Origin of the sequence: Collimonas sp. OK607 (assembly GCF_900111995.1) — a bacterium.
Classification (GTDB): Bacteria; Pseudomonadota; Gammaproteobacteria; order Burkholderiales; family Burkholderiaceae_D; genus Collimonas.
The window spans coordinates 39,706-52,570 of sequence record NZ_FOKF01000026.1 but is presented as its reverse complement, the minus strand read 5'-3'; the positions used below and the strand labels follow the sequence as shown (position 1 = coordinate 52,570).

The window sequence follows — 12,865 nt, the reverse complement described above, 5'->3', positions numbered from 1 at the left end:
CCCTTGCAGAAATCCTGTCTTTTTAAGCGCGTTTGATCCAGATGGGCGCAATGGAAGTGCCCAGACCTGCACCGTAGCCAAGATAAATATTGAAGCCAGCCACCGGTTCCAGGTAGCGAGCATTTTTCAGGCCACCGGCATCCATCGTGGCAAAACCCATGCTCTCGGCCAGTGCCTTGGCGGTCTGCTTGGCGCGCTCGCTGTCACTGGCAATAAACACGGAGACGGTCTGGCCATTGCCAAAATCAGCGCCGTCCGATAGCACCTGTGCAAACACTGTGTTGAATGCCTTGACAACTTCTGCGCCCGGAATGGCCTTGGCGATTTCTTCGGATGCAGAAGTACTGTGGCCCAAGGTCAATCCCATGTAGTCGGCAGTCAATGGGTTGGTGATATCGATGACGACCTTGCCTGACAAGTCGCCCAAGCTCTTCAACGCACCAACGGCATCGTCGTAGCTGGTTGCCAGCACGACTACGTCGGCGGCAACCGCCGCGTTGGCAGCAACAGCGGCGATAGCGCCTGGGTTGGCAGCAGCCACAGCCTGTGCTTTTTCCAGATTGCGGGCTGTCACGGTAACTTGGTGGCCAGCGCGGGTGAGTTGTTTGACGAAGGCTGAGCCCATGTTGCCGGCGCCGATGACTGTTACTTTCATGATGCTTCCTTTTGTTAGTTGAATTTGTCGGTTTGCAGATACTGCACCAACTCAACGGAATGTTTTGCGGTGCATGGGATAGACTTTATTGATTCTTCGAGAGAAGATAAACACTGAAAATTTAGATTTATTGTTTCACCAGGAGAGATAGTGGACCGATTCCTTGAAATGCAGACTTTTAATGCGGTGGTCGATGCCGGCAGCTTTGTCAAGGCGGCAGACGCTTTGGATATGTCCAAAGCCGCAGTATCGCGATACGTGGTCGACATGGAAGCCCGCTTGGGAGTAAGGCTACTGCACCGCACAACGCGGCGGCTATCTTTGACTGATGAAGGGCAAGTCTTTTATGCCCGCAGCAAGGAGCTTCTGGCTGAATTGCAAGAAGCCGAAGATGAAATCACCTCGCGCAGAGACGCCGCAAGTGGCTTATTGCGAATCAACGCGCCATTTACCTTTGGCATTCTTCATCTGGCGCCGCTATGGGGAGCATTCAAAGCCCAGCATCCAAAAGTAACACTGGACGTGACATTGGCAGATCGCTTGGTCGATTTGGTGGAAGGCTATGACGTCGCCATCCGCATTGCTACGCTGGAAAGCTCAACTTTGGTAAGTAAGCGACTGGCAACCACCCGAATGGTGCTCTGCGCATCGCCGGCCTATCTAGAGCAACACGGAGTGCCCACGCATCCAGCCGATTTGGTGCAGCACTCGGTCATTTCCTACAGCTATTGGTCAACCAAAGACGAATGGCGGTTTAACGGGCCAGAGGGCCCGGTGAGCGTCAAGACCAACCCGGGTATCCATACCAATAATGGTGATACCTGTCGGGCCGTGGCATTGTCACATCAGGGCGTGATCTTGCAGCCCACTTTCCTGGTCGGAAAGGATTTGTCAGACGGCACCTTGGTTGAGTTGATGCCGGAGTATCAGTCAATCGAGTTGGGTATCTATGCGGTCTATCCCACGCGTAAACATGTCTCGCCCAAAGTGCGTGCACTCATTGAGTTTTTGACGGCCCGTTTTGCCGAACATGGAGCATCATGGCACTGCCATGACGGTACTTAGAGATGTCATCCAAAAAACTGGCGCTGACATATGGGAACGAAGAATTCCCGCGTGTCGGCCATCTCGCCTGATGCGGTCGGGACTGTTGGAGTCGGAACGACGAAAAACAGCCTAATGGCCCGCCTGCGGCATTCATTGTAAGCGCATCGGAATCCGCGTAACGCTCATATGGCCTCCAGAGCAAATAGTTACACATACATTTTTCTGGCGCCTGCCCAATCGGACGGTCCTATGACGTCAAAGACGATGTAGGTGTAATTCGGGTCGGTACCATAGTCCCGTTCAGTTAAGAAAGCTGAGCGGCATTTTCACTTGTGGATTAGGGGTGTAAGCTAGCAAACAAGATGATGACTTTTCGGCCATGTTTGCAGACCTTATCAACTATCTGCTTGAAATACAGGAAGCGCCTGGTTAGGGGGGGCGAAGAGCCATCTGGCTCTCCTTTTTGTACTTCGGTTGACGCCTTTGCGAGATCCGTGTCACGGCGATGACGGCGTATACCCTAAAATAGTTGAGATTTTTGCCGCTGCCTCCAGTAATGCGCTGACGGTGTCGGTCGCGGGTTGCACCGGCAGATAATGAATCGATCCTGTCACTGCCAGCGTACCGAACAAGGTCCCATCGGCCATGAAAATCGGTGCGGCGATGGCATTTACCCCTAAAAAAAGTTCTTCCGGTGCATCGGCCCAGCCTTGTTTGCGCACCTGTTCTATCTCCGCTTGCAGTCTGTCCGGGTCAGTGATGGTATGACTGGTATCTGGCAGCAGAGTGCGGTCCAGCGTTTGCTTGAGAATCGACTCTGGCCCGAAAGCGAGGACGACCTTGCCTTGCGCAGCAGAATTGAGGCTGAAATTGGCACCGGGCCGCAATAAAATTTCCAACGGGTTTTTGCCAAGAACAACGTTGAGGACAATGACCTCATCTTCCGTGTACGTCGAGATAACGACGGCCTGACCCACCTTGTCACGCAAATCCTCCCGAATTTTTGTAGACAGCGATACCACCTGAAACCGCTTAACCAGGTTTTGCCCCAGCAAATACAGACGCCAGCCTACGCTATAGCGATTGGTAGAGGGGTTTTGGGTGACATAGCCATAGTTTTTTAATGCCGTCAGATGACGATGCACCCGCGCCTTTGGCATACCTAAACTCTGCGCCAGGTTGGTTATGCCATATTCTTCATTGGTCGAGGCGAGCGTTTCAAGGATACGCAACGAAATGATTGCAGTCGGCAGACCGACATCGATTTCAGTTTCGGGGGCTTCTATTTCTTGTTCCAAGATGAGACCTGTTCGTGGCGAGAAGTTGTTCTGCAGTTTTTTACCGGCATCCAATGCGCACTAAAAGTTGCAGGGGAAACCAATTTGGGTCATTCGGTTTAAGCAAGAAAAGTACGGCATGCGGTAGTTTTTTCGCCCCAGATTGTAGCATCCTCGTCTCTTGCATCAAACAACGGTAGAGGTGCCTTTCGCCTGCGCAGGCCCGCCCACGTGAAGACCAGCTTGTGAACACCCCCGGTTTGCCTCATGGTAAGTCAATATAGCGCTCGCTAAATACGTGGTAGCGCTGCCGCTTAGGCTTTGCAGCATCTTCTGCCAGTACGTAGCGGATTGAACTGCGGCCCTTACATGCACGCGGCAGGATCAGGCAGCGAATGAATTCGGTTTCGCACTCCTCGGTAGTCGGCGCATATACGGGATAGCGACCGCGTTCAAGCCAAGCTTCACCCGGCTTGAAGACATTGGTTTGCCCTTCAGTTTCGATAGTGATCTCGCCGTTCAGACAGCAGCGGATACCCGGCCCTTGATGCACATGGGTGAAGGCAATACCACCCATCGGAAAGCCAACGCGATCAATGCGCATCAACCATTCGAAGCCGTTATCGAGTTCGACTTCTGCTGATAACTTGCAACTTGATTCTGTCCCAGGCGCTGCGTGCAGTTCGCCACTGCTTGAAGCATGCCGCGCCAGTAGTTCCCAGCGCCACAGCCGCGCGCCTTCCGGACCGGTGAGTAGTGTAATTGCGTCTTGCCCAACCCAGGCCGAACCTTGCGCATGATGCTGACCGCAATCCGGTAGTTCGACCGTAACGTTGCCGTCAACCACATAGATCGAGCGCGCGCCCATTGGCAAATAGACGGGCGCATTGTCTGCCGGCAATATGTCTTGATACAGACGAAGAAGATAACTACTCATACCTGACCCCTATTATTTATTTTGCAAGATTGAGAATGCGACCGCTTTAGTCGCTTCGCCGGCAAGTCCAACTGTATTGATGAGACTGTCTGAGCCCTGCGTTTTGGCGACGATGCTCATTTTAATGTTGTATCGATGAAAAAGACAAGTGTATCTATTATAGATACAAATTGTTTGCAAACTGAAAAAAAATTGAATAGACTGCGACAGTGGCAAATGTAATCGATACGGGTGTCTTCTATATCGATACTAAAATAACCGAACAACATCGATATTCGATCCCAATATCAAAGATGTGAAATTCAGAAAGAGACTAATGGTGAATCAATCTATTCAAATAATGCAGCAAGCAAAGTCCACCCCATGGCATCGAGGGGCTTCCAAGGAACAATGGAAGTCCTTCTGGTCGTGTTATATAGGCTGGATGCTCGACATCATGGATTTGATGTTGTTTGCGATGATCATTGCGTATGTTGGGAGGGATCTTGGCTTCAATAAAGGAATGGCGGGCATGGTGGCTTCCGCTACGCTGATAGCGAGTGCCTTCGGTGGTCTGGTTTTTGGCTTTCTGGCCGACCGCATAGGCCGCGCCAAATCGATGGTGCTGAGCATTATCTGTTACTCGGTCGGTACAGCACTGTGTGGTTTTTCCGAGTCGCTCACGCAGTTGATCGCGTTTCGCGTCTTGGTCGGTTTGGGCGTCGGGGGTGAATGGTCGGCTGGCGCAGCCTTAATTACCGAAACGTGGCCAGCACAGCATCGCGGCAAAGTCATGGCCTGGGTCCAGAGTGCCTTTGCGTCCGGTTATGCATTGGCTGCGATCGTTGCCGCAATCGTGCTGCCGTTGCTCGGATGGCGCTGGGTGTTTGCAGTCGGCCTGATTCCCGCCCTGTTTGGCCTATGGATACGTCGTCATGTATCGGAACCAGAAATCTGGAAAAATCAAAAGAAACGCCTTTCTTTTAGCGAAACCGTAGGCGCATTGTTTGGCATCCATCGCAGAAATACGATCATCGGGCTAGCCTTCACCGCCGCCGCCATGTGTGGCTACTGGGGTTTGTTCACTTGGATTCCAACCTATCTGGGCACGCCTGTGAGCGAAGGCGGGGCCGGTTTCAGCCTAATAAAATCAACCACTTGGGTAGTCGTCATGCAAGTGGGCGCTGCCATCGGCTTTGTTGCCTTTGGCTATGTGGCAGATCTTGCGGGCCGCAAAAAAGCCTTCATCCTGTTCTTTATTTGCGCAGCCATCCTGGTGCCGCTCTATACCATGGTGAAATCACCGTTGATGCTGCTGGGGTTAGGGCCGGTCGTTGCCTTTTTCGGCACGGGTTTCTATAGCGGTTTTGCGCCCACCTTCGCCGAATTGTTCCCGACATCGATCCGCGCTACGGCGCAGGGCTTCATATACAACACGGGCCGCGCCGCGAGTGCGCTGGCGCCCATGATGGTCGGCTTCTTGTCGGGAAATTACGGCGTTGGCAGCGCACTTGGAATGACCTCCGCATTTTTCTTGCTAGCCGCGATTCTGGTGTTCTTTTTCTTGCCTGAAACCAAAGGCCAGGAACTAGAGTAATGACCGTCGCCTGCCTGTCCGTCATCGCCTATATGTCTAATTGTTAATCGTGAAAGGAATCGCCATGCCGATCGTTCAAATTACACTGGTAGAAGGAAGGCCCAATGAAGCCGTGGAGCGTTGCATCAAGGAGGTCGCACGCACGGTGTCCAGCACGCTGGGCGCACCCCTGGCATCCGTGCGCGTCATGCTCTGCGAAGTGCCGCCTTCCCGTTTCGCGGTCGGCGACGCGCTCAAGAGTGATTCGGCAGCGCCCAACCCCCAATTGTCTAAGGAATAAGCTGTCTATGATTTTTATTGCAACCATTTCGAGAAACGACTCATGAACAATCCAAACATGTCTGTCACCCTCGGCGACGAGTTATATGAAGCCTTGATCAAGCGTCTGCCGGTGGCACCACTCACCGAGCGCTTCCCGGAACTGAGCCTCGAGGATGCCTACCAGATCCAGTTGCATATGATCGGCCGCCGCCTGGCAATGGGCGAGCGCGTGGTGGGCAAGAAAATCGGCCTGACCTCGGTCGCCGTGCAAACCATGCTCGGCGTCGACCAGCCCGACTTTGGTCATCTGACCTCGGCGATGGCCTACGACAGTGGTGCCACTGTCCCGGCATCGGCCATGATCGCGCCGCGCGCAGAGGGAGAAATCGCCTTCATCCTTAAGCGAGATCTAGCCGGACCTGGCATCACCAACCTGGATGTGCTGGCTGCTACTGCCTATGTGGTGCCGTGTTTTGAAATCGTTGACTCACGCATTCGTGATTGGAAGATTCGGATTCAGGACACGGTTGCCGACAATGCCTCATCGGCTGCTTTTGTACTTGGCAACACCCCGGTCGATCCCAATCAAGTCGACTTTGTCCATTGCGGCATGGTAGTGGAAAAAAATGGTGTGATCGTCGGCACCGGTGCCGGTGCTGCAGCGCTCGGCTCGCCACTTACCGCAGTGGCGTGGCTGGCCAATACGCTGGGCCGCCTCGGTTTGGGATTGAAAGCTGGCGAAGTAATCCTGTCCGGGGCCCTGAGCGCGCTGGTGCCGGTGCAGGCTGGCGACCAGATGCGAGTAACCATTGGCGGCATCGGTTCTGTCGCGGTGCGTTTCAATTAACTCTGACCAACGATTTGAAGGATGCAATTATGGAAAAAATAAAATGCGCACTGATCGGCCCCGGCAATATTGGCACCGATCTATTGTATAAACTGAGCCGCAGTCCCTATCTGAAGCCGGTCTGGATGGTCGGCATTGACCCTAATTCAGAAGGGCTGGCGCGTGCGCGCGACATGGGACTGAAAGTCACCGCCGATGGTGTCGATGGCTTGCTGCCGCATGTGAAGGCTGACGATATCCGCATCGCATTCGATGCGACCTCTGCCTATGTGCACGCAGAAAATTCGCGTAAGCTCAATGAACTCGGGGTACTAATGATTGACCTGACGCCAGCGGCAATCGGGCCTTTTTGCGTGCCCCCGGTAAATCTGCCGGAACAGGTAGGCAAGCGTGAAATGAACGTCAACATGGTCACTTGCGGCGGCCAGGCGACCATCCCGATGGTGTATGCGGTATCGCGGGTGCAGCCGGTGGTTTACGGTGAAATCGTCGCCACCGTGTCGTCGCGCTCGGTCGGCCCGGGCACCCGCAAAAACATTGATGAATTCACCCAGACCACTGCCAAAGCGGTGGAGCAGGTCGGCGGCGCCAAAGAAGGAAAGGCGATCATCATTATCAATCCAGCCGAGCCGCCGCTGATCATGCGCGACACCATCCACTGCCTGACCGAAGACGAACCCGATCAGCAAGCGATCACAGAATCGGTACACCGCATGCTGGCTGAAGTGCAAAAATACGTGCCCGGCTACAAGCTGAAAAACGGTCCTGTTTTCGATGGCAAGCGCATATCGATTTTCATGGAAGTCGAAGGACTCGGTGATTTCCTGCCAAAGTATGCTGGCAACCTCGACATCATGACCGCCGCCGCCGCTCGCACCGCCGAAATGTTTGCACAGGAAATGCTGACCGGTAAATTGTCGCTGGCAACTGTGCCCGCATAAAAGGAGAACCAATCATGAATTCGCAGGGAAAACGTATTACCCTCCACGACATGTCGTTGCGCGACGGCATGCATCCGAAACGCCATCAGATTTCGCTGGATCAAATGGTCGCGGTCGCCAAGGGACTGGATGCAGCAGGCGTGCCGCTGATCGAGATAACTCACGGCGACGGCCTCGGCGGCGCATCGGTCAACTACGGCTTTGCCGCGCATACCGATGAACAATACCTGCGCACCGTGATTCCGCAATTAAAGCAAGCCAAGGTCTCGGCGCTGCTGTTGCCCGGCATCGGCACCGTCAGGCATCTGCAACTGGCATACGACTGCGGCGTGAGTACCATCCGCGTCGCCACCCATTGCAGCGAAGCGGACGTTTCCGAACAGCATATTGTTTACGGCCGCAAACTCGGCATGGACACGGTCGGCTTCCTGATGATGGCGCACATGCTCGATGTCACAAGCCTGGTCAAACAGGCGCTGCTGATGGAGTCGTATGGCGCCAACTGCATCTACATCACTGACTCGGCAGGGTACATGCTGCCCGACGACGTGCGGGTGCGCATTGATGCGGTGCGCCAGGCACTCAAGCCGGAAACAGAACTGGGCTTTCATGGTCACCACAACCTCGGCATGGCGATCGCCAACTCGCTGACAGCAATCGAAGCCGGTGCCAACCGCATCGACGGCTCCGCTGCCGGCCTTGGCGCCGGTGCTGGCAACACGCCCCTTGAAGTGTTCAATGCGGTATGCGACCGCATGGGGATCGTCACGGGGGTTGACGTCTTCAAGCTGTCTGACGTAGCCGAAGATTTGGTGTATCCGATGATGGAGCATATCGTGCGGGTCGACCGCGATTCGCTAGCACTTGGCTATGCGGGTGTGTATTCATCCTTCCTGCTATTCGCCAAACGCGCCGAAGCAAAGTATGGCATCGCCGCGCGCGACATCCTGGTCGAACTCGGTAAGCGCAAGACCGTCGGCGGTCAGGAAGACATGATTGAAGATCTGGCGCTCGAACTAGCGCGGAACAAACAAGACGCTGCAAGCGCGCGTGTAAAGGAAACGGTATGAAACTGACTGCCAGCCAAATCGCCGAACTGGCGGAGTACCTTGAATCAGCGCATCTGGAACGGCGCGAAGTCGTGAAAATTACCGACCGCTATCCGGACATGGACATCGAAGACGCCTATGCGATCCAAAACAAGATCAAGGACCGCAAGCTGGCACGCGGCGAAAAAATCGTTGGCCTGAAATGCGGTCTGACCTCGTACGCGAAGATGCGGCAAATGGGTGTGGAGACGCCGATCTACGGCTTTATGACCGATTCCTACGTGGTGCAGGACGCCAGCGAGATCAAGATGTCAGATTTGATTCATCCCAAGATCGAGCCGGAAATCGCCTTCTTCCTAAAGGCACCGTTACGCGGCCCCGGCTGTCATATCGGCAATGTGCTGGCCGCCACCGATTTCGTGATGCCGGCGATTGAAGTGATCGATTCGCGCTACCGCGACTTCAAGTTCGACCTGATCAGCGTCATCGCCGATAACACCTCGGCCACTCGCTTCATCGTCGGCGGCAAGGCCACCTCGGTCAAGGATCTTGACTTAGCTACTTTGGGCGTGGTGATGGAAAAGAATGGCCGGGTCGAGATGGTCGGCGCCGGTGCGGCGGTAGTCGGCCATCCGGCAACCGCCGTGGCGATGCTGGCCAACCATTTGGCTGCCAGCGGTGAGGAAATACCGGCTGGCTCGATCATCCTCTCGGGCGGCATCACCGAAGCGATTCCGGTACAGGCAGGCGACAGTATTTTGTTGCAGGTGCAAAGCCTGGGCGGTGTCAGCGCACGCTTCGTGTAAGCAGTGTTTATAAGGGCGCTGATCGGCACTGCTGGATTCGAACACCATCTGCTCTGCCAGTTCAGGGGCGATGAAACGTCCTCCCGCAACTACTTTGCGGATCGCGTTCATCAGCGTTTCCGGTTTTTTATCCTTGGTTAGGTAACCGGAGGCGCCTGCGTTCAGGGCCCGCCGAGCAATCGGCAATTCATTGTGCATGCTGAGCACCAGAATTGGTGGGTAGGATTCATGGGCGCGGATGCGCTGGATAAGGTTGACGCAGCTGACGCCCGGCATGGACATGTCGAGCAAGACCAGATCTATGCCACCCGTGTGCAAGGCTTCGAGTACTTGTCCGCCGTTGCCGGCTTCTCCCGCGACCTCCACCTCTTTGCCTAGGGCAAACAATTGCTTTAACCCTTCACGCATAATCGCGTGATCATCGGCAACCAGTACTCGTATCATGAATTTCTCAATTCATTGTGAATGGGAATACCTACCCTGATTATTGTTCCTTGATCCGGCATGCTGGAAATTTCAACTTCACCGCTTAGCGCCAGCCCCCGTTCGTGGACGCCGATCAAGCCGAAAGATTGTTTTTTTGCGCAATGACGGGTCGAATCCCCTGCCATTATCACGCACCTCCAGCAGGTAACGGCTTTCTTTTCGCTCCAATGCGATCCGGATTTCAGTTGCGTCCGCATGACGGCTGATATTGGTCAGCGATTCCTGTGTAATCCGGAAAATTTCGGTAGCGCGTTTGTCATCCAGATGAATATCTTCTTCAACCACTTACAACATGCATCGGATGCCAGAGTGTTCGCGGTTGAATTCTTCCACCAGCCATTCCAGTGCCGGCACAGTGTGCACATAATTGCAAAACCGACGCGTAAATATCGGGGAAACCGATCAACTTTGCATTGCCGATCATCCCAACCACCTGACTCGGCAGGTGCGTTATCCCTGCATCCCGATTTCCCCTATCAACATAAGACGGCTGTCTAATCTCTTCCAATCATTAGATTGTGCCTTTGCTTGCTAAATCGCCCCTATTGCGCTTGAACAGCGTGGCTACCAGAATCACGACCAGCACCGCAGACCACAGCAGCGACCATTGCGGTATCGACAGACCCATGATCGGATCGTAAGGGGTAGTGTAGAGTGCGTAAGCGTCATCCCTGGAACTCAATCACTCAGCACCCATCGCGATGCCCTTCACCAATCAAGCGCATTTACCTGTGATGCTGGCGGCGGGGGCTAACGTGAAAGTTGACGTGCTACGCTGTGGCTGGGGCGGGCCAGGGTGAGTGTGGATGCTTTTGGGGGCTGAAACTTTGCGGCCGGCACGCTCTTAATAAAAAACTAAAACGGTTAATTTATTATTTATGGCAAAGATCGGCACACTAATAGGGATTGAAGTTTCATGAACCTCCTGCTTGTAGAAGATGACCAAATGCTAAGTGAGACTATTTGCGACGGCGCTTGCCAAAGTGGATGGAACATCGATCACGTATACGATGCGCAAGCCGCGCGCGCTGCTCTGCTCGATCACACCTACGCGGCGGTGCTGCTCGACATTGGCCTTCCCGGGGACTCGGGATTTACGGTATTGCGCTCCATGCGAAATCGCTATGACACCACTCCAGTGCTGATCCTGACGGCGCGAGGGCAACTAAGTGATCGGATTTCCGGCTTGGATGCGGGAGCTGACGACTACCTGGTCAAGCCGTTTCAGTTCGACGAACTTTGGGCGCGCGTGCGCTCGCTAATACGCCGCAGCCAGGGACGTGTCGTTCCGATGTTCACTCGCGGGGATGTCCGGATTGACCGCAGTCGTCGCGTCGTCACGAAGGCGAACGTCGAGGTCGTCCTTAGCGCCCATGAATACCGCACGCTACTGGCGCTGGTGGAGCGCCCTGGCCATGTGGTCACGCGTGACCACTTGCACGACATCGTCTATGGCACGGTCAGCAACGTGGAGAGCAACACCATTGCCGTCTTCATCCATCAACTACGCCGCAAACTGGGTGACGATCTGATCCGGACCGTTCACGGGCTCGGCTACGTCATCGGGCAACCGACCGCATGAAGTCGCGATCCTTCAACGCGCAGTTGATCCTTGTGATTATTGGGGTTATCGCCCTCTGTTGGACGGTCGTGCTAGCGATCGTTCTCACTCAGTTCTCGCTTAACCGCACCAGCACCTGGGACGAGAAGCTCGCGGCCATCGCTACCCAGCTTCTGGTCACAATTCCAGCCGGCAGCCATTTCGACGGACGAGCGGGACCAGGCCTGCAGCTTCGCGACTCGCCAGGTGCCGAGCGCGCGCCGCTGGCCTTTCAGATATGGATCGATCGCAGTAGACTGATCGCCCGCACGCCTGGTGCGCCTGAGTCTCCGCTCCAACCGGACTTCGCCGAGGGCTCAGCCTCGACCCTCGTTGAAGGGGAAAAGTGGCGTGTCTACTCCGTCTCGGACAGTACACGGCGGGTAACCGTCCAGGTCGGCAATCTTCAAAGCGTCGTGGATGCGGACATGCGCCACGAAACGGCGCATGCGCTCATCCTAGCGACCACGCTACTTGTGATCGCAGGCTTCGTCATGTGGTTCGTGACCCTCAGCGCCCTCAGGCCCGTGCGCGCCCTTGGTTCGGCCATGCGCCATCGACGCAGCTTCGATTTCACTGCCTTGCCGCTGGATCGACTGCCGCGGGAGTTGCATCCGCTGGTCGACTCGTTTAACCACGTGCTGAGACAGCTAGACGAAGCCATCGAAGGCGAGCGCCGATTCATAGGCGATGCGGCCCATGAACTGCGCACGCCGCTGTCGGCTTTGCAGGCTCAGGCCGAGATTGCCCTGCGCGCGACAAATCCCCAAGACATGGAGGTCGCCCTCAAGAAGCTGCTTGTGGTGGCCATGCGCGTTACCAGACTGTCCGAACAATTGCTCGATCTGGCGCGCATTAATGCCGGCGCCAAGGCACCCCTGCGCACGCAGGCTGACCTGAGCAAGCTCGTGCAGCACGTCACGCAGGAGTTCGAGGTGTACGCCAGCCAAAACCAGCGATCACTGTTTCTGGATGTGCTTCCCTGCACGATCCAATGCGACATCGACGAAATCGGCATTTTGCTGCGCAACCTGATGCACAACGCGATGCGATTCACCACGGAAGGCGGGAGCGTGCTTGTGCGCTGCGGCTATGAGTCCCATTCGCAAGCCAAGGCGGTGTCCTCGGTCTATCTGGAAGTTGTCGACGACGGCCCGGGCGTTCCGGCCGCGGAGCGCGAGGCCATCTTCGAGCGCTTTCATCGGGTTGCGGGTACACCAGTTCGAGGCAGTGGCATAGGCCTGTCATTGGTCGCGGGCATTGCCGAGTCGCACAACGCCACCGTCGAGACTGACGCCGGACTCGACGGGCGAGGACTCCTAGTGCGTGTCGTGTTCCCTGGCGTTGCTTTCCTTGGGCGGCAGGACTGATCCAGCCGCATAT

At 55.3% G+C, this 12,865-nt stretch carries 14 protein-coding genes and 1 pseudogene; 9 read left to right on the top strand and 6 right to left on the bottom strand.

Annotated elements, in window-relative coordinates:
* Window positions 1-22: 22 nt before the first annotated feature.
* Window positions 23-655 (bottom strand): NADPH-dependent F420 reductase, encoded by a 633-nt coding sequence (locus BM029_RS17260; protein WP_092438093.1) that lies wholly within the window; start codon window positions 653-655, stop codon window positions 23-25.
* Between the two features lie 150 nt (window positions 656-805).
* Between BM029_RS17260 and BM029_RS17255 the strand changes: the two genes are divergently transcribed.
* The gene (locus BM029_RS17255) at window positions 806-1,720 is read left to right on the top strand and encodes a LysR family transcriptional regulator (protein WP_092438091.1); all 915 of its coding nucleotides are present in this window, start codon (window positions 806-808) and stop codon (window positions 1,718-1,720) included.
* A 479-nt stretch (window positions 1,721-2,199) separates the two neighbouring features.
* Here BM029_RS17255 and BM029_RS17250 read toward each other — a convergent pair whose 3' ends face one another.
* Together BM029_RS17250 and BM029_RS17245 are read right to left on the bottom strand one after the other, a co-directional pair.
* Entirely contained in the window at window positions 2,200-3,054 is an 855-nt protein-coding gene (locus BM029_RS17250; protein ID WP_092438089.1) for an IclR family transcriptional regulator, read from the bottom strand.
* Window positions 3,055-3,244: 190 nt separating this feature from the next.
* On the bottom strand, window positions 3,245-3,916 hold the full coding sequence (locus BM029_RS17245) for a cupin domain-containing protein (protein ID WP_092438087.1): 672 nt from the start codon (window positions 3,914-3,916) through the stop codon (window positions 3,245-3,247).
* Window positions 3,917-4,232: 316 nt separating this feature from the next.
* On the opposite strand from BM029_RS17245, the gene BM029_RS17240 reads away from it, so the two are divergent.
* The 6 genes from BM029_RS17240 to dmpH all read left to right on the top strand — a co-directional run bounded on the left by BM029_RS17240 (window position 4,233) and on the right by dmpH (window position 9,396).
* Window positions 4,233-5,492 (top strand): MFS transporter, encoded by a 1,260-nt coding sequence (locus BM029_RS17240; protein ID WP_244545105.1) that lies wholly within the window; start codon window positions 4,233-4,235, stop codon window positions 5,490-5,492.
* 64 nt (window positions 5,493-5,556) lie between these two features.
* Complete coding sequence (locus BM029_RS17235; protein ID WP_092438083.1) at window positions 5,557-5,772, top strand: tautomerase family protein; 216 nt, start codon at window positions 5,557-5,559, stop codon at window positions 5,770-5,772.
* A 42-nt stretch (window positions 5,773-5,814) separates the two neighbouring features.
* Window positions 5,815-6,600 carry a 2-oxopent-4-enoate hydratase gene (gene dmpE, locus BM029_RS17230; protein WP_092438081.1) on the top strand — a complete coding sequence of 262 codons (786 nt, stop codon included), beginning with the start codon at window positions 5,815-5,817 and terminating at the stop codon, window positions 6,598-6,600.
* Between the two features lie 29 nt (window positions 6,601-6,629).
* Window positions 6,630-7,541 carry an acetaldehyde dehydrogenase (acetylating) gene (locus BM029_RS17225; protein WP_092438079.1) on the top strand — a complete coding sequence of 304 codons (912 nt, stop codon included), beginning with the start codon at window positions 6,630-6,632 and terminating at the stop codon, window positions 7,539-7,541.
* Between the two features lie 14 nt (window positions 7,542-7,555).
* A complete protein-coding gene (gene dmpG, locus BM029_RS17220) occupies window positions 7,556-8,611 on the top strand; it encodes a 4-hydroxy-2-oxovalerate aldolase (RefSeq protein WP_092438077.1) in 1,056 nt (351 codons plus the stop codon).
* Window positions 8,608-9,396: a 2-oxo-3-hexenedioate decarboxylase gene (dmpH, locus tag BM029_RS17215; RefSeq protein ID WP_092438075.1), complete on the top strand. Its 789-nt coding sequence runs from the start codon at window positions 8,608-8,610 to the stop codon at window positions 9,394-9,396. The genes dmpG and dmpH overlap by 4 nt, the downstream gene beginning before the upstream one ends.
* 108 nt (window positions 9,397-9,504) lie before the next feature.
* Here the strand turns inward: dmpH and BM029_RS26340 are convergent.
* The 3 genes and pseudogenes from BM029_RS26340 to BM029_RS25950 form a co-directional block, all read right to left on the bottom strand.
* Window positions 9,505-9,840: pseudogene (locus tag BM029_RS26340) on the bottom strand (response regulator transcription factor); the annotation flags it as partial.
* 78 nt (window positions 9,841-9,918) lie between these two features.
* Window positions 9,919-10,167: an ATP-binding protein gene (locus BM029_RS17205; protein ID WP_244545104.1), complete on the bottom strand. Its 249-nt coding sequence runs from the start codon at window positions 10,165-10,167 to the stop codon at window positions 9,919-9,921.
* Between the two features lie 226 nt (window positions 10,168-10,393).
* Window positions 10,394-10,564, bottom strand: coding sequence for a disulfide oxidoreductase (locus BM029_RS25950; RefSeq protein WP_170851114.1), 171 nt, complete (start codon window positions 10,562-10,564; stop codon window positions 10,394-10,396).
* 234 nt (window positions 10,565-10,798) lie between these two features.
* Between BM029_RS25950 and BM029_RS17200 the strand changes: the two genes are divergently transcribed.
* Both BM029_RS17200 and BM029_RS17195 read left to right on the top strand, forming a co-directional pair.
* Window positions 10,799-11,464 (top strand): response regulator transcription factor, encoded by a 666-nt coding sequence (locus tag BM029_RS17200; RefSeq protein ID WP_092438073.1) that lies wholly within the window; start codon window positions 10,799-10,801, stop codon window positions 11,462-11,464.
* Complete coding sequence (locus BM029_RS17195; RefSeq protein WP_092438071.1) at window positions 11,461-12,852, top strand: sensor histidine kinase; 1,392 nt, start codon at window positions 11,461-11,463, stop codon at window positions 12,850-12,852. Before BM029_RS17200 ends, BM029_RS17195 begins: the two co-directional genes overlap by 4 nt.
* Window positions 12,853-12,865: the final 13 nt, after the last annotated feature.